The sequence below is a fragment of the Paenibacillus sp. MZ03-122A genome, from assembly GCF_024213325.1.
Classification (GTDB): Bacteria; Bacillota; Bacilli; order Paenibacillales; family Paenibacillaceae; genus Paenibacillus; species Paenibacillus polymyxa_B.
Window position 1 is genome coordinate 107321 of record NZ_JANAVI010000009.1, and the last position, 21670, is coordinate 128990.

Consider the following 21670-nt stretch of genomic DNA (forward strand, 5'->3'; position numbering starts at 1 on the left):
ATTAGCAAGGAGTGAGTCTATTGGAAACATTCTCGACAAATGAAATCATTCAGGCTGACCTAATGGAAGCATTTCATCGATTTTTTGGTTTAAATATAATTGAATCTGTTCCCATCCAACGAGGGTGGTTAAATCTAAAATGGAAAATCACCACGAACAATGGGACTTTTTTATTGAAACAATATAATAAACAAAGATATAAGGATTATAATTTTGATGATCTTTTGAGAGCGTTTTCTCAACAAGAAAGATTGCATGGGCTTGGTCTGGCGTGTCCACGGTTATTTAATCATGAGGGGCAAGTCTTTATGGAATCTGATCGTAGAGAACGCTTCCTAGTGATGGAATTTTGCCCAGGGACGTTGGTCTCACCAGGAGAAGCTAATGTTTACCAATTATATGAACTAGGCAAGGCAACCGGAAAAATGCACCACTGGTTAAACGACGGGACAATCAGGAGCAAAAGTACCCCGAAACTTGTGCTTTCCAGCCGTAAGGAACGACTAGCCCATTGGGATTCAGTATGGAAACAAGCGGAGGAAGCCGATAAAAAAAAGCTTTTGGCTGATATCGAAACCCAGCGCAAAGCAACAGAAATGATACCTATCGAGATAATGGATGCACCTCCACCCGGTTGGGCCCATCGTGACCTTTGGGCGGACAATGTTCTATTCAACGATGATAAGCTCAGTGCAATTCTGGATTTTGACCGATTGGATTATGACTATCCACAGTTGGATATTGCCCGAGCAGTCATGTCTTTTGCCTGGGATAAGCAGTTAAAACTTCCCCTTGTTTCAGCATTTATGGCGGGGTACAGGGAAGAGCATACGATGGTAGGGGGGTGTTTAATAAGATCATTACAATGGCTGTGGTATATGGAAAGTGTTTGGTGGATCAACGCCAACATAGATGAACATTCTGTGCCTATCCGATTTGCTAAAGAAATGAACTGGCTTGCTAGAAATTATAAAGTTCTGCCTGACTTATTAGCAGATCTGTAAGGGTTATCTAGATGGAAAACAGAATGGATTTATAAGCGTCAACCAAAACGAATAAGAGGTCGCATAATATACGCAGTATATAGCAATAAAAACCAGTCCAACATGAATCATGTTTGGACTGGTTTTTTATTTACTATTCGTCGTAATTCGATAGTATCTTCTTTTTGTATCCAATAAGCTATTTTTTTGAAGAAATGTTTTGGAACAGGTTAAACACGGTTATGAGCAGACTAATTCGCTATTCGACTGCGCACCATCAACAAGGTTTGTTCTTTGATCTGTCCGATTTCACGGATGAGTGCGGCTGTCTTGGTCTCATAGGAGTATTTGACGTCCAAGTCTTTCAGCGAAGCAAGATTAATGTCGACGGTAAGCAGGGCAGATTGAGCTGCTGCTTCGAACAGGATCGCGCCGATGCCAAGATCCGAAATCACATTTTTATTGGACATTTCCACAATGTTGTAGGCTTGCGACAATCCGTCCCGGCATACTTCCAGCAGGCGCATGGGTACCTCAATGGCAGCGATCACCGCTGTCTGTAAGGAATGGGTACGATAGCGCTTTTCTTCGTCCGTTTCCTTGGGCAAACGCAGCGCGGTCATGTACTGTTCAAAGGATTGGATGTCTGCGACCATTAGTTCCTCACAATGTGTAGACAATCTTTCCATGCTGCTAATGACTTCCGTGATTGGTTTATGGATGTGCGCATATTTTTCTCCTTGTGAAAGGTTGGCGGTCATGGAGGTCATAGCCGCGCCTAGTGCCGCAGCCAGTGCGGATACACTTCCTCCGCCGGGGGTAGGCGCTGCACTTGCAGCCTCTTTCAGAAAATGTCCGATGGAATGATTCCACGACAGTTCACTCATGAATAGACCACCTCTCTGGAGTAGTGTTGCAGATGTATTGCTTTGAGCAGATTTTTATACAAAATCGCAGTTGTTAAGGTGCCAACACCGCCGGGAACCGGAGAAATGGCATGGACCTTCTCCCCAACGTCTAAAGCGGCATCCCCCACTATTTTTCCCTCTAGCGTCTCATTAATTCCCGCATCTACCAAAATCAGACCTGGATGAACCATATCCTGTGTAATCACATCAGGGCTTCCGACTGCGACGAAGGCAATGTCTGCATGGCTCAGATGCTCTGCAATATCACGTGTTCCTGCATGACAGGCGGTAACGGTGGCATTTTCTCTTTGCAACATGTGGAAAAGGGGAAGTCCCACTGTCTGTCCGATGCCCACGAGAGTGACATTTTTGCCTGCCAATGTGTGACCGTAATGCTTGAGCAGCTCGATACAGGCTTGAGGTGTTGCGGGATATAATCCGGCGTCACCTGTTACGGTAGCCAGCTTGTTATCAGGTGTAATCCCATCAATATCCTTGTAGGGGGCGATGGATTGTTTAATAACGGAGGCGGAAAGATGTTGGGGAAGCGGCAGTTCCAGCATAATGCCATGTACATGGGGTGCATTGTTCAGACTGCCGATCAGGTGCAGTAGCTCGGTTTCGCTAACATGACGATCAAAAGTATGAAGATGAAATGAGATGCCCAGCTTCTCCGCTATTTTTTGCTTGGTCCGGGCATAGTAGGCAGAAGCCGGATCGCCTTCTACCAATAGTGTCGCCAGATGGGGACGGTGTCCTTGCTGCTTCATTTCTTCTACCTGTGAACGGATCGTTGCATATACTTGCTCAGCTGCTTCTTTGGATTTCATGATAATAGCCATAGTCCGAGCCTCCTCTGAATTTATCGCGTGATTTATCAACAGGGTGTCATGGTCTTGTAAACGAAAAAAAAGTATTTGCACAAGGTCGTCAAGACAGACGAATCCTCTGCAAATACTTCTCCCAGGCGAACGGTACGCTTTTTTTGTATGCTCCCTCGTGGTTCATTCCACTGACTTCGCCAGTCACATACAGCGTTATTATAGCTTATATTTTAACAAATAATCATCAGAAAAGAAACCCGCGAACATTTGGAAAAGGGGTTATGTTACTTGTCTATATGACAAATGTCATATACCCGAGCTGACGTTTATGACTACAGCGTCTACAGTCTTCACCTTATACTGAGATTAGATCAACATGTACGCCTAACAGGATCAAGGTATAGGCGTCATTTTAAAGGAGGATCATAATGAGTATGACACAACTCCCATTAGCCCAATTGAAAAAAAATATGGCTCCCTACGAGAAAATAAACACGAAATCCAGCGTTCTGCAACTCATCAATACTTTGGGTCCACTGATCCTATTGTGGTATGCTGCTTATCTTAGCCTGTCGGTTTCGTACTGGCTGACGCTTCCCATTGCCATTGTTGCATCGGGGTTTGTGGTACGGACGTTTATTATTTTTCATGATTGTGGTCATCAATCCTTCTTCAAAAGCCGCAAGCTGAACGACATTGTGGGAACGATTACAGGTATTATTACGCTCTGTCCTTATCATCAATGGAAAAATAGTCATGCGATCCACCATGCAACCAGCAGTAATCTGGATAAAAGAGGCACAGGTGACATGTGGGTGCTCACGGTAGAAGAGTACACAGAGGCTTCCACATGGACACGGCTGGCCTATCGCATATATCGAAATCCTTGGGTTATGTTCGGACTAGGTCCGATCTATACTTTTTTGATTTCCTATCGCTTTAATATCAAGACAGCCAAACGCAAGGAAAAAATGAACACTTATGTGACGAATATATCCATCGTTGCATTGTATGCACTGTTGTGCTGGGCTATTGGATGGCAGGCCTTCCTTCTGGTACAGGCACCTATCTTTTTTGTATCCGGTATGTTGGGCATCTGGTTGTTCTATGTACAACATCAATTTGAGGATTCGTATTTTGAGCACGATGAAGAGTGGAGTTATATTAATGCAGCCGTAGAAGGCAGTTCTTACTACAAGCTTCCTAAAGTATTGCAATGGATTACGGGGAATATCGGATTTCACCACGTACATCACTTGAGTCCCAAAGTGCCAAATTATAATTTGGAAAAAGCACATGAAGCGACACCGTTACTTCAAAAAGCAACCACGATCACAGTGAGTAGCAGTCTGCAATCTTTGAAGTTCCGCCTTTGGGATGAAAATACGAAAACCTTTTTGACCTTTAAACAAGTGAAGCCGCTCCTCAGTAAACGTGTTGCAGTCACGAAACCCATCCCTACACCTGTTGTAAGCACAGAAAGAAAATAGCGTTGTATGAAACTTGGTATGATAAGATAAGGGATATAAGTCATGTGAAGTAGAAGAGGGTGGGCAGGATGCAAAAATGGTATCAGATTTTTCAAAGAAATACGGGACTTAGCCCTTATGTGTGGGTCGTCTTTTATATCCTGCCCTTTTACTACTTTAGCTCTTCATCTACAAGTCATATTATTCTGGGTACTGCTATTATTTTGGTGTTTTTTGCATGTTATGTATTGGCTTTTGTCTCGAAAGGCTGGCTCATATACTTTTGGACCAGTGTACAAATTGCCATATCGATTACCATGACACTGCTGTTTAGCTATATGTATTTTTCCATATTTATCGCCTATCTGATCGGTAATATTAAAAGTAAGGCTGCATTTACGACGCTGTATATTATTTTAATGATTATTACGATTGGATTGATCAATTACGGTTTTGTTTCTCAGAATCCCGTTTTTATTAAACAGATTCCTTTTATCCTGCTCAATCTGATCGGTGTGATTCTCCTTCCGATTACGAATTTTAATCGCAACAAAAGCGATCGGCTCCAAGTCCAATTGGAGGATGCCAATAAGAAAATAGCGGAATTGATTAAGCTGGAGGAACGGCAAAGAATTGCGCGTGACCTGCACGATACCTTAGGTCAGAAGCTGTCACTCATTGGGCTGAAGAGCGATTTGGCGGGCAAACTGATGGATCAGTACCCGGAGCGGGCTCATGCTGAAATTAACGATGTTCGTCTCACGGCGAGAAGCGCACTAAAAGAGGTGCGAGAAATGGTTACTCAAATGCGCGGTATGCGACTAGAGGATGAACTGCTACGTATTCGGCAGATTTTAAAGGCTGCTCACATTGAATTGACTCTAGAGGGCGACCCGAAGCTGGAGCATACATCATTAATGAATGAAAATGTCCTTAGTATGTGTATGAAGGAAGCAGTGACAAATGTGGTTAAGCACAGTGGAGCCACCGCTTGTTCCATCACCATTGAGCCGTCCCGTAAGGAATTAACCCTTCGGATTCAGGATAATGGAGTCGGCGCTACGGGGGAAAATGGGGCCTTTCGGGGAAACGGCCTGAAAGGTATGAAAGAAAGGCTCGAATTCGTGAACGGATGTATGGAGCTGCGTTCAGATCAGGGAACGACCCTGGTTATTAAAGTGCCCAATATCACTGAAAAGCCGAATGAGGAGGTGGGGCCATGATTCGAATTGTCATCGCGGAGGACCAACGTATGCTGCTGGGTGCTCTAGCCTCCCTGCTGGACTTGGAAGAAGACATGAAAGTAGTCGGAAAAGCTAGCAACGGGGAAGAAGCTATAGAACTGGTGAAGCTGCACCAGCCCGATATATGCATTATGGACATCGAAATGCCGATCAAGAGCGGATTGGATGCGGCTGAGGAACTCAAAGGCTTGAACTGTAAGGTGCTGATTTTAACTACGTTTGCCCGTCCCGGGTATTTTGAACGAGCGATCAAGGCGGGGACACACGGTTATTTGCTCAAGGACAGTCCTAGTGAAGAGCTGGCTTCCTCCATTCGAAGTATTATGGCAGGTCGGCGTATTTACGCTCCAGAACTGGTCGATGATGCTTATGCCGAAGTCAACCCGCTAACAGAGCGTGAAAAGACCGTTTTAGCGCTCATCGCTGACGGAAAGAACACAAAAGAGATTGCTGGTGAACTGTATTTAACGACAGGGACGGTGCGCAATTATATTTCAGTCATTCTCGATAAGCTGGGTGTCAGTAACCGGATTGAGGCAATTACACGTTTTAACGAAAAAGGTTGGTTTAAATGAGAAACAGGGACGCTATGAAGCAAAATGTAGCGCTCTGTTTTTTTTGTTTTATCCATAGATTTGGTATGCCTTTAGCGTACTACCTTGTGATACAATAGGATAGTTGTCCACAGGATGGACTGGAGTACAAGGAGGAGCAGAACCCCATGAAACAAGCCCCATTTATAGCCGTTGAAGGGCCAATCGGAGCAGGTAAAACGACGTTAGCTTCGATGCTTTCAACCGAGCTACATTTGCCGATGATCAAAGAGATTGTCGAGGAGAACCCATTTCTCGATAAATTTTATCAAAATATAGATGAGTGGAGTTTTCAGCTGGAAATGTTCTTTCTCTGCAATCGGTACAAGCAGCTGGAGGATACCGGTCTGCAATATATCGAGAAAGCTCAGCCCGTTATTTCTGATTACCATATCTACAAGAATTTAATTTTTGCCGAACGTACGCTTAAGGGTGTGAAGCTCGAAAAATATCGTCAAATCTATCATTTGCTCACAGACGATATGCCTAAGCCGGACATTATCATTTATATTAGAGCAGATTTGGATACCTTGCTGGGGAGAATTCGCAAGCGTGCACGCTCTTTTGAACAGGAGATGGACCCCGCCTATCTGGAGCAATTGATCATAGATTATGATAAAGGCATGCAGTTTCTCGCTGAACAGTCCCCTTCCCCTCGTATATTGACCGTGAACGGGAATGAAATTGATTTTGTAGAAAACCAGGCACAATTTAAACAAATTGTTTCCGATGTAAAGGAGCTTATATAGTGAATAATTACAACATTCCTGCGAATGCCCTGATTACGGTAGCGGGCACAGTGGGTGTAGGTAAATCCACGCTGACGGGTGCTTTGGCCGGACGTCTTGGTTTTAAAACCTCTTTGGAGCAGGTTGATCATAATCCCTATCTGGAGAAATTTTATCACGATTTCGAAAGATGGAGCTTTCATTTGCAAATTTATTTTCTCGCGGAACGCTTCAAGGAACAAAAGAATATTTTCTTGTCTGGTGGAGGTTTTGTACAGGATCGTTCTATTTATGAGGACACAGGCATTTTTGCGAAAATGCATGCCGATCAGGGAACGATGAACCCTACCGATTATGAAACGTATACTAGCCTGTTTGAGGCGATGGTGATGACACCGTTTTTCCCGCACCCTGATGTGTTGATCTATTTGGAAGGCAGCTTGCCTTCCATACTGAGTCGGATTGAGGAGCGTGGTCGCGAGATGGAGATCCAGACCGAGCGTTCTTATTGGGAGCAAATGCATCGCAGATATTCCAACTGGATCAACGAATTTGATGCCTGTCCTGTGCTGCGTCTGAACATTGATGAGTATGATGTACACGACCCAGCTTCCATGGATGCCATTTTGGAAGAAGTAGGAAAAGTGATATCAAAAAAATAGAGATATAACCCCAAATAAATGACAGGGACTGTGGTACAATCAGTATAAATTATGCTGATAGACTACAGTCTTTTTTTGTCGAACGAACATGTTGAGGCATGAGGTATGAATAACGGTATAGTGGACAAGTTTAGGCTGGAATGCGAGAATAGGTACATATAATTTGTAATGACTCACGGGAAGGATGGGATACTGTGATGCGTTTTGGTATTATTGGAACCAACTGGATAACAGAGAGATTTATTCAAGCTGCGATGGAGACGGACGAATTTTCCCTGACGGCGGTATACTCACGCACAGAGGATAAGGGCAAAGCTTTTGCTGACAAATATAACAGCCAGCCGGAGGTTTTTACAGACCTGGCGCAAATGGCCGCAAGTGATCAGGTCGATGCTGTATATATTGCCAGCCCCAATTCCTTACATGCGGAGCAGGCGATCTTATGTATGAATCATGGAAAGCACGTGTTGTGTGAGAAACCCTTTGCGTCTAATGCAGCAGAGGTGAAGAGCATGATCGAAGCCGCGCGCAACAACGATGTTCTGCTGATGGAGGCCGTTAAATCCACACTGATGCCTAACTTTAAAATAATAAAGGATCATATGTATAAAATAGGCCGGGTTCGGCGTTATTTTGCAAGCTATTGTCAATACTCCTCACGCTTTGATGCTTTTAAGCAAGGTAAGGTATTGAATGCGTTTAATCCGGCCTTTTCCAATGGTTCCTTGATGGACCTTGGAGTGTATTGTTTGTATCCTATGGTGACTTTGTTCGGCAAACCTGAGGAGGTTCGAGCGGTTGGTGTACTTTTATCCTCTGGTGTCGATGGCGAGGGCAGTATCGTGATGAAGTATCCTGATATGGATGCTATCGTCATGTATTCCAAAATTACAGATTCTTATCTGCCTGCTGAAATTCAGGGTGAGAATGGAACGATGGTGATCGATAAAATCAGCCAGCCCTATGAGGTGAAAATTCATTATCGGGACGGCACAATTGAGGATCTAACCAAAGCTCAGACGCGTGAGCCAATGTATTATGAAATTCAGGAATTTATTGATTTGATCAAGAGTGGTGAACGCAACAGTTCCATTAACTCCTTGGAGTGTTCACTTACAGTCGCTGAAGTGATGGAGGAGGCAAGACAACAATTCGGCCTTCGTTATGAAGCAGATTTGAAAAATACTTCCTCACATTAGTTGGTTAGCGATTTAACAAATCCCTTAATAACTTTCTAAGACTCCGTCACTGCTTCTTATATGGGGTCAGTCTAATATTATATGTCAAGAGCACCTAGAACAGGAAGAAGGGCTGCCGGTTTCGCAAACTTTGCAAACATCCGGTAGGCCTTTTTTGGTTTATATACCTAAAGCATAATCTTCGGTGATCAAAGTAGGATAAAAACACACTCATAACTTCATTTTTACAAAGTACTATATTTCCAAAAACAACGTATTAACAATTGATTGTTATGATCATAATTATAACTTTTACATATTTAACCGCAAAGAGGAGTGTACACATGTTTAAGAAGTTTCAAAAATGGTCAGCAATATCTATGTCTATTGCTCTTATGCTAGGTTTGATTACTGGTCCGTCTGCTTCGGCTGTCTATGCTGAATCATCAGGGAACACAGATAGTATTAGTAAAATTACAGCTACATTTTATGGAGACACAAAAGGCTCCAAAGGGTTTACCTGGTATACTTCAAAACTGCTCACGAACAGCACTGTTCAAGTAATAAAGAAAACGGATTCAGAAGCTGATTTTACGAAAGCTATCGCATTTGAAGGCACTTCCTCTCCATCGACCAATTCTGCAGAAGAGCTTGTCCATAAAGCCGTAGCTACAGGTCTTCAAGCGGACACAGCTTATTATTATCGTGTGGGTGATGCAGCGCGCGGGATATGGAGCGAAACAGGTACGTTTCAAACGGCTCCTAAGAGCGGTGAATTTACCTTCATTGATCTAGCTGATACACAAGCAAAAAGCGAAGATGAAGCCATATTGTCTTCACAGACGCTCAAAAAAGCACTTCAAACTGTAGGTAATGCTCAGTTTGTAGTCCACAACGGAGATATTGTAGACACCGGTACCAAAGAAGAGCAGTGGGACTGGTTGTTGGGACATTCACAAAAAAGTCTTTTGAATACAACCATTGTTCCTTCAGCAGGTAATCACGAGGATGAGAACTACGCTTTTTATGATCACTTTAATATTAATGAACCAGCTGGTTCTGCTACTAAAACAGGAGCGTACTACTCCTTTGATTACAGCAATGCTCACTTTATTGTACTGAACTCCAATGAGGACTCAGAGAAATATGCCAATTTTTCTGAAGATCAAGTTGAATGGTTAAAGAAAGATGCTGCGGCAGCCAAAAGGGCAGGTGCAAAGTGGATCATTGTTAACATTCATAAAGGTCCCTATACTACCTCTAATCATGCAACAGACTCTGACATCATAGATAATAACGGAGTTCGTAACCAGATTGCACCTTTAATGGCTGAGCTGGATATCGACTTTGTTGTGCAAGGGCACGATCATATTTATGCACGTACGAAACCAATCAATCAAAAGGGTAAAGCAACAACGCCAACAAAAGTAAAAGATACATTAAATGAAAAGACGATTGAATACAGTGTGAATCCAGACGGAAGTATCTATGTCATCCCAGCAACCGCTGGCCCCAAAGTTTACTACAAGAACCCAAGCGAAAAACTTGGAGATAAGTACTATAATCTCTTTGAACTAGCTGAAGAGAATCATGCGGCAGTATATGGCCCAGATCCGAGTGACAATCGTAGACCTACACGAGGACAGGTACAGAATTTTGTTGGTATCACCATAGACGGAAACAAACTTACAGCCGTAACGTATGAAATTGATCAAAACAAAAATGATGCCAAACCTTTTATTGTGGATCAATTCGGAATCATCAAAAAAGATTGGTATAATTGATTTCATAGTTTCTAAATGATTATAAAAGGATATCCTACAGTCTGGTTGGCTGCATGGGTATCCTTTTTCATTTTCTTAGGGGATATCTACTATTGTACTTGTAATACTTACGCCCTGTTCGGAAGCTGGTAAAACGTACATAATGCAATTAACGACTTTATAAGTGTAATCATGGAGTGACTTACAGGAGGATGAAACGACGATGGCTTATCAAGAAATCAATGGAGTACGAGTATGGGGAGCACCTGATCCAGGGGCATTATCTCAAGCCCGTACATGTGCCGAAAACGGCAATGTGATTCAGGCGCTGCTGATGGCAGATCATCATAAAGGCTACAGTCAGCCGATTGGCGGTGTGATGGTGTATGACGGACAAATTTCGCCTTCAGGTGTCGGGTATGATATCGGTTGCGGGAATAAGGCGGTAAGAACGAAGCTGTTTGCAGCAGATATTATGCCGCGTATTTCAGCCGTGATGGATGAGATTGCACGTCATATTTCGTTTGGCGTAGGCCGTGTGAATGCAATTCAGGTAGACCATGAGCTGTTCGATGATCCGGACTGGGCGGTATATGCAGCGATTGGGAAACAAGAATATGACAAACTGAAGTCCTTGGCGAGAGAACAGCTGGGTACAGTAGGGAGTGGCAATCATTTTGTTGATGTATTCGTGGAGGAAGCGACAGGACAGGTCTGGATTGCCAATCATTTTGGCAGCCGGGGCTTTGGACACAAAACAGCAAGTGGGTTTCTAAACTTGGCCGCTGGACGAGAGTTTCTCGGAAAGGCGCCGGGAGAGCATATGGATCAGCCGCCTGTGCTGCTGGATATGAACAGTGAGCTGGGGGACATGTACTACCGTGCGATGCGCCTTGCTGGACGCTATGCGTATGCGGGACGTGACTATGTGATAGAACAAGTGCTTGGTATTATGGGGACCGAAGTAGACTTTACTGTGCATAACCACCATAATTACGCATGGAAAGAACAGCATGATGGGCGTGACACCATTGTGGTCCGTAAAGGCGCCACTCCCTCGGCACCTGGCCAGATGGGCTTTATTGGAGGAAGCATGGGCGATATTTCGGTAATTGTGCGTGGAAGAGATACGGTAGAAAATCGGGATTCCTACTATAGTACAGTCCATGGCGCAGGTCGTATTATGAGTCGTACCCAGGCAGCCGGTAAAATGAATTGGAAAACCCGAACACGGAGTGGTGGACAAATCACAGACGTACAGATGAAGGAGGCCGTTCGGAACTATGGTGTCGAGCTGCGCGGAGCCGGTACAGATGAAAGCCCGTTCGTCTACCGTAAACTGCGCGAGGTACTGGATGCTCATTCCGAGACTGTAGAAGTTATGCATGAACTGAAGCCTATTGGGGTATGCATGGCTGGGGCCAATGAATTTGACCCTTATAAGGATTAATCAAAAGACTATGCCCGGCAGAAGTGTTCATTCGCCGAGCATAGTCTTTTGAGTACATGCATGAGTATATAATAGAAGGAATTCATTGCTTAGTGCACTTGTTAGCAGCTCTATGTCTACAGCTTATCAGCAAAAAGCTGTTCTTTAATATAAGCGACCGGCATCTCTTGGCCTGTCCACAGTTCGAAGGCTAATGCGCCTTGCCACAGCATCATGCCCAGACCGTTAATGGCGGTTGCACCTACGGATTCTGCTTGCTCCATCAGCTTGGATTTAGCTGGGCTGTACACTACATCGGTTACGATCAGGTCGGAACGAAGCATGGACACATCTTCAATCACACTTTTGCCTTCCAGCGGTTTCATACCAACACCTGTACCGTTAGCGAGAATATGACTTGTGCGGATCTCTTCACGTAGCTGTTCTTGATTTTCCAATGGATAGATATTCGCCTTGACTTGGGTGTGTTTCATATCTTCATTAATAATACGGACATTCTCTTCTGCACGAGCAAAGAACTGATCGTTACGGGCAAAGATTGAAATTTCAGCCAGACCTGCTTGAGCCGCTTCAATAGCAATCGGTGTAGCTGCGCCGCCAGAGCCGACAAGTGTCATTTTCTTACCTTTTAGGTCAATGCCGTGTTCACGCAAGTTACGAACATAACCAGATCCATCTGTACTGTAGCCTTTCAGCTTACCATCTGTGTTTACGACGGTGTTGACGGCACCTGTAAATTTAGCGCTGTCGTCCAGCTCGTCAAGGTACTGTAATATAGCTGTTTTGTTAGGCATGGACACGTTATAACCACGTATGTTCAGAGCGCGCATCCCCCGTACCACTTCTTCAAGTTGTTCATTTCCTACTTCAAAGGCCATATACGCGTTATTTAGACCCAGCTTTTCAAACGCAAGATTATGCATAGCCGGGGACAAAGAGTGTCCGATTGGTGTAGCAAGCAGTCCAATTAATTGTGTTCTTCCGTCAATACGTCCAGCATTTTTCATAATATAAGCCTCCAAGTAATCTGTGTGGTTTAATGAAATACTTTTTTATATCGATAAGCAACAAACACGGCCAGCAAAATACTGACTACAGCAATCGCAATATCCAGAATGAATACCGAGGTAATTCCCAAACTTTTGGACATGCCCCCGGTAGCCAAAGGCATCAGGATGAACGAAAGACTGGCTGCTATGTTCACGAGAGAAGTCGTAGTGCCTTTGTTCTTGCGGAAAAATTCCGTCATAACCGTGAGGGCAATTTGGAATATGCCTGCGGTAGACAAGCCGATCAGGAACGAACTGATCAAAGTAGCGACAGGATTGTGCCATGTAATTAAAGCCAGTAAAGAAAGCAGGGCAATAAGCGGATATACAATCATGACAGTAATCGGTTTAATGAATCTACCAAGTACCACAGCTAACAAGATAACGGAAACCAATGAACCTATACTATAGTAGCTCAGCAATTTAATGGCGCTGGCTTTGTCCATGCCCAGGGCCTCTTGTCCAAAGGTAGGAAGCCATAGCTGCACGATCATGAACAATACAGTAGAAGTAAAACCGATAATAATCAGAGATAAACCTTCTTGCCAAAACTTAGGCTCGCTGCGGAAAGTATCTGTGGATTGGGCAGCCTCCGTTGAAGCCTTTTGTTCCTCTGCTTTGTGGTTGGGGAAAGCTGTTATCGACAAGAAGATACCGTTCAGCAGATAAATCCCTGCTGGAATAAAGAAGGAATAACCATAGAACATGTCGTGATTAATAAAGAAAGCAATCATGAATGGAATCACAATGGCACCGATCGAGATGGATGCTTTGACCAGCACCGTTGCAGACCCGGCTTTTTTTCCAAAGCCTTCAATTAATGCAGGATACGTTCCTGCATCCATCATAGAGTTGCAAAGCCCTGCGATAATAGCAAACACGAATGCCAACGTATAGTTGGGCGCAAGTGGAATGCCGATCAGGAAGATTAAATAAGCAAATGATGCAATAACAATGAGTGGTTTTCTTCCGTATTTGTCTGACATTTTTCCGGCTACCCCGAGAGCGAGCAGCTTACCGATCCCAATCGCGGACACCAGATAGCCGATGGCTGCTTTATCCGTGTTTAATTGAACGGTCAGGAAGCTCATATTCGACGATAGAATAACATTGATCATACCCAGAAGAAAATAGTTGATGTAAAGCCCTGCTGCCATTCTGATATAAGGATTTTTCATAAGTGTAACTCCCAACTTAAATTTTAGATCAATGGCCTAGGTAGGCATCGTCCAGCTGTATTACATTACGCCTACAGATAAGTGAAATTATTCACATTCTTTCTATGTCATTATTATATAAGGAGTGTTATTATAAATCCAATGCATATTTTTATCTTTTTTCATAGTTTGGGTCTATAATTTAAAATATGAATTAAAGAAGGAGAGTACATAATTATGAACCTGAAGCACTTACAATATTTTCGTGTACTTGCGGAGATGGAGCATTTTACCCAGGCAGCTGTGCGACTATGTATTACTCAACCCAGTTTAAGTCATGCGATTTCAGAATTAGAAAAGGATTTGGGAGTTCATCTGTTCGAGAAGCAGGGGAGAAATATTCGGTTAAACAAATACGGACGATTTTTCCTAAAGTATGTGGAGCACGCGATGGATGAATTAGAAAAGGGAGAACACAATTTACGGGAGTTAGTGAGTCCAAGCCATGGAAATATAGATTTGGCGTTCATTTACACGTTAGGATCACACTTCATTCCAGCGATCATTCAAGCCTTTTCAGCTCTAGATGCCCGTAAAGATATCTCCTTTTCGTTTCACCAAGGGAATACGAACGATATTATCCAGGGGCTGAAGCAGGAACATTATGATGTGGCGTTCTGCTCTCACATGGAAAATGAACCAGATGTGGAGTTTATTCCGTTGGCTCAGCAGGAACTGGTTGTCATTGTTTCGCCTGAACATCCACTGGCGACTCTAGACCAAATTGATCTCAAGGATACGGCAGATTATCCGGTGATCTTCTTTAACAAAAAGAGTGGGGTCCGGCCCATTATTGAAAATTTGTTCGCCAAAGCGGGCGTTACGCCACAGATTATTTGCGAGATTGAAGAGGATACAGCAATGGCAGGACTGGTGTCTGTCAATTACGGAATTGGGGTTATGCCTCGCATTTCATCGTTAGATTATTTTAACGTCAAAACAGTGCCTATTGTAAATCCAGAATACGAGCGTTTTATCTACCTAGCCAGCATCAAAAATAGATATTTATCCCCGGCAGTAGTGGACTTTCGGAACTTTGCACTAAGTTACGGCAAGGAGTTCTATCTGAAAACGCATCAGCGCGTCTAGGCTGAGGTCCCGCAATATTTAAACTTGATAAATCTTAAAATGTGTTCTATACTTCATCATCGACACAGGTAATGTGAAATGATTCACATTTTTAATACTACAAGACTTACTTACAAAAGCAGGTGAATTCATGATGAAACGTTCTTCTTTTCCAGTGGCGACAGGCCTTTATGTAAACTATCTTTTGTTCGGCATGTTTAATATTATGCTAGCGTCCCACATGTCTTTTTTAACAGAGCATTTGCATACAGATCAGGCGGGCATCAGTCTCTTGGTTTCTGCGATGGGATTTGGCAGGTTGTTTACGCTGTACATATCCGGGGTGCTCTCCGACCGTTATGGTCGTAAGCCGTTTATTGTGGCAGCAGGGCTACTGATGGCTGTATTCTTGGTCGGTATACCGCTGAGTCCCAGCTTTGAGATGGCGATCATACTGGCAGTGCTGGCAGGTGTAGCGAATTCTTTTCTTGATTCAGGTACTTATCCAGCGCTGATCGAAGCTTTCCCCCAATTCTCTGGTTCGGCTACAGTGTTGGTGAGAGGTTTTATATCCGTCGGGGCGGCATTTTTGCCGTTAATGATTATCTTTTTTATGAATCATGATATTTTCTATGGGTTCTCTTTCTTTTTACCAGCCCTCATATTTGCTTTAAATGCAATTTACTTGTTCAAGTTGAAGTTCCCAGACATGCGGGTTCAGTCACCCCAGGAGCCAGTTGGTGATACTTCTGTATCAAGCGTTGAGCAAACGGGAAAATTGGAGACAAATGACCGGAGTAAGCCGCGGTTTTGGCAGGAGGGGATATGCCTTATCTTGCTCGGATTTACGGGACCTACCTTGCTTTATATTGTGCAATTATGGCTGCCTACTTTTGGACAACAGTTTATCGGTATGACCGAATCAGAGTCTCTCAGATTATTAGTTTATTACAATGTCGGTTCACTGATTTCCGTGTTTGTATTGGTAATTGCGTTAAGAAAATGGGTTAAACCTGTTCACATTATTCTTATTTATCCATGTATTTCCTTGTTGGCTTTTGGAGCGCTTCTTCTTTTCAAGTCAGGGGCGGCGGCCATTATTTGTGCGAGTGTCATTGGGTTTTCAATATCGGGTGTACTCCAGCTGACGTTAACCGTAATGAGTGAATTTTTTAGTCAACGTAAAGGACAGATTACCGGGTTTGTTTATACAGCAACCTCGCTGTCATACACGGTCATTCCTGTGTTTACAGGCTTTCTTTTGAAACATTCTCAGATACCGAGTGTTTTTATGCTAGCTATTATTGTGAATGTGCTAGGGATCGTACTGGCGGTGTTTGTTAATTTTCGGTACAGTTTAGTTTTTCCAGCAAGTCGCAAATTGTCCCCTAAAATCGTACTGGATACCAAATAAATGACGACAGGACCTAATCATCTGCATGCTTATTCAGAATGCGTTATACTATGAATTATTGTACATGTTCGACTTGAAACTGTAATTTGGGAGTGAGATAGAGATGGCTAAAATCGTAAAGGTGAGAGATGTTCTGATCGGTGAAGGAGCGCCAAAAATTTGTGTGCCCATGGTGGGAGAAACGTTGGAGCAGTTGAAGGAAGAGGCTACTTATTTGCGTACGCTCGACCTGGATATCGTGGAGTGGAGAGTCGATTTTTTCGAGCATGTGGAGGATTTGGAAAAGGTGAAAGCTGCCTTACATGAAATTCGGTCTATTTTAGCAAATATTCCGCTCGTATTTACGTTCCGTAGCGCTCGGGAAGGCGGAGAAAAGGAAATCAGTGCGGCGAGTTATGTGGATTTGAACCGTACAGTAGCCGAAACGGGACAAGTTGAACTTATTGATGTAGAGCTTTTTAATGAGGAAGCTGATGTGAAGACGCTGGTAGAAGCAGCACATAAGCATAACGTATATGTGATTATATCTAATCATGATTTTCATAAGACGCCGTCGAAGGAGGAGATTGTGTCCCGGTTACGCAAGGCGCAGGAATTGGGAGGCGATCTGCCTAAGATAGCAGTGATGCCGACCAATACAGCCGATGTTCTCACTTTGCTGGATGCCACACGTACCATGGCAGAAGAGCATGCAGATCGGCCGATTATTACGATGTCGATGGCGGGGAAAGGTGTCGTGAGCCGCCTGACCGGAGAACTGTTTGGTTCGGCTCTGACCTTTGGTGCTGCTAAGAAAGCTTCCGCTCCGGGGCAGATTCCTGTCACTGAACTGAGAGAGATATTGACGGTGCTGCATAGCCATTCTTAAAAGATGGATAGCATTACTCGCCAGTCAGTAATATATCCGTAGTGAACCAAAAAGGAGGGCCCCATGCGGTAAGCATGCTGGAGCCCTCCTTTTTGGTGTAACTCTTAATTCAATCCGCGAGTAGGTTCATATAACTCCCAACCTAGATTCAGCGTTTGAATAATATAGTCTGCGACTTCTTCCGCATCCAACTGATCCGTATCGATCTTGGAGTGATTCACCGCGTAAATGTCCTGTCTGGAACGGAAAAGATCCTCAATTTCCCCTAAAGTCTTGTTTTGTAGATTGGGGCGGGTGTCAATCAGCATCTTAAGCCGATCTTTCCAGGAATCCCAATTCAAATCCAAGAAGAAAACAATCGATGAAGCCAAACAAGCTTGTTTCACCTCTTCCTGTAAAAATGCACCACCGCCAACGGAAATGATTTTAAGGCGTGTGTTGCTGCACAGCTTCAAAATATGCTCTTTTTCAATCTCACGGAAACGTTTCTCTCCATAAGTTTTGAAAATCTCGGTTGTTGGCATGTTGTACTCTTGTTCAATCTCCTGGTCAATATCCACGAAATCGCGATACAGCTTGCGAGCTAGATGGGAACCGATCGTCGTTTTGCCTACACCCATAAAGCCAATGAGCACAATATTTTGTTCTTTTAACGGAATCTCACTATTGTTTTGCACGATAACCACTCTTTTCTCACCAGTAATGTTGAGATGTAACGCTTCAAAGCACTAAATACATTATACGTTCATCAAACGTGTCATTCAATAGTATAGATCACATCAAAAATAAGGTATAGGACGGAAAAGAGCTTGTGAATACCATTATAGTGATCTAGAGTAAGTCAACGAGACTAGATATTCAAGTCTTGTGATGCATAAATTGCTGAAAAACAGCGTTGTACAAGTATAAAAAAGGCAAAATTGTGTACTTAATTGAAAAAGAGCACATATTTTGCCGAAAAAAATATTGAAATTACTGGAAGCAGGATTATAATAGAATTATACAAATTGTAAATGTAATCGCTCTATTTACAATTTGTGTGCACCTGAATTTATAGAATGAATTTACTTTGAACCAAAAACCAAGTATACATATGTAAATAGTATAATAACGCTTTATAGACATGTATCGGTTAATGGGTTCATTGTACGAAGGTGGTGATACGGTCTACGCGTTCTAGTCAACGAAGAATTGGAACAATAAAAAATATCTACGAGAGGGATGAATTGAAATGAAAACAAACACAGCTAAAGTATTGAAAAAGGGAATCAGTCTCGCTTTATCAGGAATGTTGGTCGCTTTATTTGTCGGCAATTATTCTGCACATGCAGCACCAGAAGTCGTTCATAAGACCATACTTGTTAAAGCTGGAGAAGTATACGATGGTAAAGGCAAGACTGTAGTGGCTGATCCCGATACCTTGGGAGACGGAAGCCAGAAAGAGGCTCAAAAGCCTATTTTCAAGCTTGAAAATAATGCAACACTAAAAAATGTGACCATCGCTGCCCCTGCTGCGGATGGTGTGCATGTATATGGCAACGGAACTATTTCCAACGTAACGTGGGAGGATGTAGGTGAAGATGCCTTGACGCTTAAAGAACCAGGCACGGTAAACATTACGGGCGGTGGAGCGTTCCATGCGTACGATAAAGTATTCCAAATTAATGCCGAAGGCACGATTAACATTAAAAACTTTAGAGCCGATGATATCGGAAAGTTGGTTCGCCAACTTGGGGGTTCTACATTCAGAGTGAATATGACTTTGGATAACTCGGATATTTCCAATGTAAAGGACTCGATCCTGAGATCGGATGGTCCTAACAGCAAAGCTAAAATTACGAACACTCGTTATCACAATGTGAAACAATTGTTCAAAGGCTTTAAGTCTGGTAATACGAGCGAGTCCGGCAATACTCAATATTAATCGGTATAGAATAGAGTAAGGATAGGAGTATGGATGTGATAAGGGGCTGCCAACAGGTCGCGTGATCTGCTTGGGCAAGCCCCTTTTTGGGTGCAGCGAGTTACCCCAAGATGATCTGGGCTTCGTTCGGAACGAGGACTGTGATATGATCGTGCTATTACATTTTATACAAAAAAGTTGGGTGGCTATGAATCCTTTTCATCAATATGTGAATGTTGACGGTACCTTAAATGATACGCTGGTGCGGAATCGTGAAATTTTATATACAGGTACGAATGGCCGGCATGTGGAACGTTTTTACGTGTCATCCTCTGAAAGTTATATATTTAAACCGCTAACCAACGATGGTCAGGAGGGGCGTGAGAGATGGGTGTATGAGCATGTGCTTCCTGCGTTATCACCGATCTATCCTCGATTGCTAGCCTGGTCTGATGCAGGTGCGGATGGCGGAGGAGAATGGATGGTTTTTGAGGACCTTGGTTCGTTACATCATCTACACGCAGACGAAACTTTATTGCGAGCTGTTGGCCTTGTTGCATGGTGGCATGCTTTGCCGACGGATCGTTTTGCTGGGATGCCGTTACGGGGACCCAAGCCACTTATTCAGGAGATGGTTTCCGAGCTATATACGCGCAAGCCGGATGTGTTAAAGCTTTGCAGCTCACTGGGTTTATCTAAGCAACAGATGCTGCGTATATATGTACAGCTGGAGCATGTATCTTTTTCACAGCAGGTTGTACTGTCTCATGGTGATCTTCATCCGGGGAACTATGCGCTGAGCGGGGAACGGCTTATGGTATTGGATTGGGAGCATGCTCATCTGAACACACCGCTGTGGGATGTATATCACCTGATCGATATGTCCCATCCGTTGTTTCCCCGACGCATGACGTCCGAATTGCGTATTCGTATGCTGGACACATACGTGGAGCAGCTGGAGCTGTTAGGGAAAAGAGTGGATCGAACGGCATTTATGCTGGAATATGGCATGTTTGCGGTGGTATTTTCGCTCTGGATGCTGTTGTTAATCACAAGTGATTTGCAAAGGATTGGAACGAACCTGCATAGAAACGCCGACAAATGGTCAAAAGAGCAATTAGAGTCCCAGTTGGATGAAACGTTAGCCTGTTTGAACCAATGTGCAGCAATGATGGATTGGGGACAAGCCCAACAATGTAGATAGTAGCTTAAGACATAGACTGTGTTTAGTTAGCCAAAGAAGGTAGGGAATATATTCATGAAAAAAGTCGGTTTAGTCATGAGAAAAATACAATTTGCTGAAGCGCAGGGTCCACGTATTTTTGCAGAACGCCTGAAGCAGATCGGGTTGGAATTGGGGGTGGACATCGTATTTGTATCACCGGAGCGCCATGTGAGCAGCCATGACTGGCTTCCGGGCTATGAGCACGAAAAGGGAGACCTGGTCAACTATGACATCGTACTGGACCAACTCCATGAGCAGCAGATTGAGCACGTTATTTATACGGTATCTGGCTTTACCTATTTGAACATGTTTTTTAAAAACAGCGTGCTTTTTCCGCATAGTTTTCCTGATCCGGCGCTTACAGGCTATGAGATGATGAAGCCTTTTTATCAGATCGTGGACAAGGCTATTGTACAGACTGCGTTTCTCAAGCAGGAGATGGCTTCGAAGTTTGGCGTTACCGATGTGACAGTCATCCCGATCGGATTTAATGAGCGTCTGGTGGAAAAGCATTTTGATCCCTCGCAAGTGGTAGAGAACCGGGTGATGTGGATTGGTAGAGATGAGGAGAACCGACGTCCGGATTTGGTGCTGGAGTATGCGAGGCATAATCCTGACAAGGATGTCTATATGGTATTTGGCGGTGAACGCTACAAGGAAAGTATGAAGAAGTACGATATCCCGGACAATGTTAAACTTCAATTTGCGTTGACGCAAGATGAGGTATTTGCACTGATGAACACGGCGAAGGTGTATTGGAGCTGCTCTAAATTCGATACATTCGCAATGCCGCTGACCGAAGCGCTCGCTATGGGGAAAATTGTCGTGAAGCCAGAGCATCCTTGCTATGGACATATCAGCTCTACGCATTCTTTTTCAGGGAATGAGAAAAACTGGTTCGAGCTGGTCAATATGGCTGCCGCCTCACCGCGTCGGGTTTCTACAGAAAATCAGGCATACGCCATGGAACAGTTTTCAAGTCAGGTGATGAAGCAGGGCTATCGGGACTTTTTTGATCATTGGTTAAGCTGAACGGCGAGGCAAAATACTATGGTTGCAACAAGCGTCTGAATGTCCAGAGTGAAATAAAAATAACCCGCAAGGGGGTCACTTTTTTAAAAAAA

General features: G+C 43.6%; 20 protein-coding genes and 1 riboswitch. Of the genes, 15 read left to right on the forward strand and 5 right to left on the reverse strand.

Annotation, left to right across the window (positions count from 1 at the left end; all coding sequences use genetic code 11):
- Nucleotides 1–20 precede the first annotated feature (20 nt).
- Nucleotides 21–1004 (forward strand): phosphotransferase, encoded by a 984-nt coding sequence (locus NLX74_RS18830; RefSeq protein WP_254329623.1) that lies wholly within the window; start codon nt 21–23, stop codon nt 1002–1004.
- A gap of 230 nt (nt 1005–1234) precedes the next feature.
- On the opposite strand, the gene NLX74_RS18835 is transcribed toward NLX74_RS18830, so the two are convergent.
- Both NLX74_RS18835 and NLX74_RS18840 read right to left on the reverse strand, forming a co-directional pair.
- Nucleotides 1235–1870, reverse strand: a complete 636-nt coding sequence (locus tag NLX74_RS18835) for a cyclodeaminase/cyclohydrolase family protein (RefSeq protein ID WP_254329624.1) — start codon at nt 1868–1870, stop codon at nt 1235–1237.
- Nucleotides 1867–2733 carry a bifunctional 5,10-methylenetetrahydrofolate dehydrogenase/5,10-methenyltetrahydrofolate cyclohydrolase gene (locus tag NLX74_RS18840; RefSeq protein ID WP_254329625.1) on the reverse strand — a complete coding sequence of 289 codons (867 nt, stop codon included), beginning with the start codon at nt 2731–2733 and terminating at the stop codon, nt 1867–1869. The genes NLX74_RS18835 and NLX74_RS18840 overlap by 4 nt, the downstream gene beginning before the upstream one ends.
- A 112-nt stretch (nt 2734–2845) precedes the next feature.
- A riboswitch (ZMP/ZTP riboswitch) is annotated at nt 2846–2930 on the reverse strand.
- Nucleotides 2931–3143: 213 nt separating this feature from the next.
- Between NLX74_RS18840 and desA the strand changes: the two genes are divergently transcribed.
- From desA to NLX74_RS18880, 8 genes are all read left to right on the forward strand, one after another.
- On the forward strand, nt 3144–4205 hold the full coding sequence (desA, locus tag NLX74_RS18845) for a Delta(5) desaturase DesA (RefSeq protein ID WP_190298660.1): 1062 nt from the start codon (nt 3144–3146) through the stop codon (nt 4203–4205).
- A gap of 68 nt (nt 4206–4273) precedes the next feature.
- Entirely contained in the window at nt 4274–5407 is a 1134-nt protein-coding gene (locus NLX74_RS18850) for a sensor histidine kinase (protein ID WP_254329626.1), read from the forward strand.
- Complete coding sequence (locus tag NLX74_RS18855; protein WP_017426246.1) at nt 5404–6003, forward strand: response regulator transcription factor; 600 nt, start codon at nt 5404–5406, stop codon at nt 6001–6003. The genes NLX74_RS18850 and NLX74_RS18855 overlap by 4 nt, the downstream gene beginning before the upstream one ends.
- Nucleotides 6004–6149: 146 nt before the next feature.
- The gene (locus tag NLX74_RS18860; protein WP_061830657.1) at nt 6150–6770 is read left to right on the forward strand and encodes a deoxynucleoside kinase; all 621 of its coding nucleotides are present in this window, start codon (nt 6150–6152) and stop codon (nt 6768–6770) included.
- Nucleotides 6770–7411 carry a deoxynucleoside kinase gene (locus tag NLX74_RS18865; RefSeq protein ID WP_013308920.1) on the forward strand — a complete coding sequence of 214 codons (642 nt, stop codon included), beginning with the start codon at nt 6770–6772 and terminating at the stop codon, nt 7409–7411. The genes NLX74_RS18860 and NLX74_RS18865 overlap by 1 nt, the downstream gene beginning before the upstream one ends.
- A gap of 197 nt (nt 7412–7608) precedes the next feature.
- A complete protein-coding gene (locus NLX74_RS18870) occupies nt 7609–8610 on the forward strand; it encodes a Gfo/Idh/MocA family protein (protein WP_302058656.1) in 1002 nt (333 codons plus the stop codon).
- A gap of 323 nt (nt 8611–8933) precedes the next feature.
- Complete coding sequence (locus NLX74_RS18875; RefSeq protein WP_254329628.1) at nt 8934–10373, forward strand: purple acid phosphatase family protein; 1440 nt, start codon at nt 8934–8936, stop codon at nt 10371–10373.
- A 202-nt stretch (nt 10374–10575) separates the two neighbouring features.
- A complete protein-coding gene (locus NLX74_RS18880) occupies nt 10576–11802 on the forward strand; it encodes an RtcB family protein (protein WP_254329629.1) in 1227 nt (408 codons plus the stop codon).
- Nucleotides 11803–11918: 116 nt separating this feature from the next.
- On the opposite strand, the gene NLX74_RS18885 is transcribed toward NLX74_RS18880, so the two are convergent.
- Nucleotides 11919–12809, reverse strand: coding sequence for a shikimate dehydrogenase (locus NLX74_RS18885; protein ID WP_023987138.1), 891 nt, complete (start codon nt 12807–12809; stop codon nt 11919–11921).
- Between the two features lie 29 nt (nt 12810–12838).
- Nucleotides 12839–14029, reverse strand: a complete 1191-nt coding sequence (locus NLX74_RS18890) for an MFS transporter (RefSeq protein WP_254329630.1) — start codon at nt 14027–14029, stop codon at nt 12839–12841.
- A gap of 216 nt (nt 14030–14245) precedes the next feature.
- Between NLX74_RS18890 and NLX74_RS18895 the strand changes: the two genes are divergently transcribed.
- The 3 genes from NLX74_RS18895 (at nt 14246) to aroD (ending at nt 17418) form a co-directional block, all read left to right on the forward strand.
- The gene (locus NLX74_RS18895; protein ID WP_254329631.1) at nt 14246–15157 is read left to right on the forward strand and encodes a LysR family transcriptional regulator; all 912 of its coding nucleotides are present in this window, start codon (nt 14246–14248) and stop codon (nt 15155–15157) included.
- A 130-nt stretch (nt 15158–15287) separates the two neighbouring features.
- On the forward strand, nt 15288–16550 hold the full coding sequence (locus NLX74_RS18900; protein WP_254329632.1) for an MFS transporter: 1263 nt from the start codon (nt 15288–15290) through the stop codon (nt 16548–16550).
- Nucleotides 16551–16653: 103 nt separating this feature from the next.
- Nucleotides 16654–17418 (forward strand): type I 3-dehydroquinate dehydratase, encoded by a 765-nt coding sequence (gene aroD, locus NLX74_RS18905; protein WP_254329633.1) that lies wholly within the window; start codon nt 16654–16656, stop codon nt 17416–17418.
- Nucleotides 17419–17522: 104 nt separating this feature from the next.
- Here aroD and NLX74_RS18910 read toward each other — a convergent pair whose 3' ends face one another.
- Entirely contained in the window at nt 17523–18095 is a 573-nt protein-coding gene (locus NLX74_RS18910) for a shikimate kinase (protein ID WP_029517614.1), read from the reverse strand.
- A 554-nt stretch (nt 18096–18649) separates the two neighbouring features.
- Between NLX74_RS18910 and NLX74_RS18915 the strand changes: the two genes are divergently transcribed.
- From NLX74_RS18915 to NLX74_RS18925, 3 genes are all read left to right on the forward strand, one after another.
- Complete coding sequence (locus NLX74_RS18915) at nt 18650–19342, forward strand: pectate lyase (protein WP_235307372.1); 693 nt, start codon at nt 18650–18652, stop codon at nt 19340–19342.
- A gap of 145 nt (nt 19343–19487) precedes the next feature.
- The gene (locus tag NLX74_RS18920; RefSeq protein ID WP_254329634.1) at nt 19488–20525 is read left to right on the forward strand and encodes an aminoglycoside phosphotransferase family protein; all 1038 of its coding nucleotides are present in this window, start codon (nt 19488–19490) and stop codon (nt 20523–20525) included.
- Between the two features lie 54 nt (nt 20526–20579).
- Nucleotides 20580–21578: a glycosyltransferase gene (locus NLX74_RS18925; protein ID WP_235307374.1), complete on the forward strand. Its 999-nt coding sequence runs from the start codon at nt 20580–20582 to the stop codon at nt 21576–21578.
- Nucleotides 21579–21670: the final 92 nt, after the last annotated feature.

Bases quoted from the DNA above. Each gene is read 5' to 3' on its own strand.
- aroD (WP_254329633.1), top strand. From the start codon at position 16,654: ATGGCTAAAATCGTAAAGGTGAGAGATGTTCTGATCGGTGAAGGAGCG.
- desA (WP_190298660.1), top strand. From the start codon at position 3,144: ATGAGTATGACACAACTCCCATTAGCCCAATTGAAAAAAAATATGGCT.
- NLX74_RS18840 (WP_254329625.1), bottom strand. From the start codon at position 2,733: ATGGCTATTATCATGAAATCCAAAGAAGCAGCTGAGCAAGTATATGCA.
- NLX74_RS18890 (WP_254329630.1), bottom strand. From the start codon at position 14,029: ATGAAAAATCCTTATATCAGAATGGCAGCAGGGCTTTACATCAACTAT.
- NLX74_RS18920 (WP_254329634.1), top strand. From the start codon at position 19,488: ATGATCGTGCTATTACATTTTATACAAAAAAGTTGGGTGGCTATGAAT.
- NLX74_RS18875 (WP_254329628.1), top strand. From the start codon at position 8,934: ATGTTTAAGAAGTTTCAAAAATGGTCAGCAATATCTATGTCTATTGCT.
- NLX74_RS18915 (WP_235307372.1), top strand. From the start codon at position 18,650: ATGAAAACAAACACAGCTAAAGTATTGAAAAAGGGAATCAGTCTCGCT.
- NLX74_RS18895 (WP_254329631.1), top strand. From the start codon at position 14,246: ATGAACCTGAAGCACTTACAATATTTTCGTGTACTTGCGGAGATGGAG.
- NLX74_RS18925 (WP_235307374.1), top strand. From the start codon at position 20,580: ATGAAAAAAGTCGGTTTAGTCATGAGAAAAATACAATTTGCTGAAGCG.
- NLX74_RS18860 (WP_061830657.1), top strand. From the start codon at position 6,150: ATGAAACAAGCCCCATTTATAGCCGTTGAAGGGCCAATCGGAGCAGGT.
- NLX74_RS18880 (WP_254329629.1), top strand. From the start codon at position 10,576: ATGGCTTATCAAGAAATCAATGGAGTACGAGTATGGGGAGCACCTGAT.
- NLX74_RS18850 (WP_254329626.1), top strand. From the start codon at position 4,274: ATGCAAAAATGGTATCAGATTTTTCAAAGAAATACGGGACTTAGCCCT.
- NLX74_RS18885 (WP_023987138.1), bottom strand. From the start codon at position 12,809: ATGAAAAATGCTGGACGTATTGACGGAAGAACACAATTAATTGGACTG.
- NLX74_RS18835 (WP_254329624.1), bottom strand. From the start codon at position 1,870: ATGAGTGAACTGTCGTGGAATCATTCCATCGGACATTTTCTGAAAGAG.
- NLX74_RS18870 (WP_302058656.1), top strand. From the start codon at position 7,609: ATGCGTTTTGGTATTATTGGAACCAACTGGATAACAGAGAGATTTATT.
- NLX74_RS18900 (WP_254329632.1), top strand. From the start codon at position 15,288: ATGATGAAACGTTCTTCTTTTCCAGTGGCGACAGGCCTTTATGTAAAC.
- NLX74_RS18855 (WP_017426246.1), top strand. From the start codon at position 5,404: ATGATTCGAATTGTCATCGCGGAGGACCAACGTATGCTGCTGGGTGCT.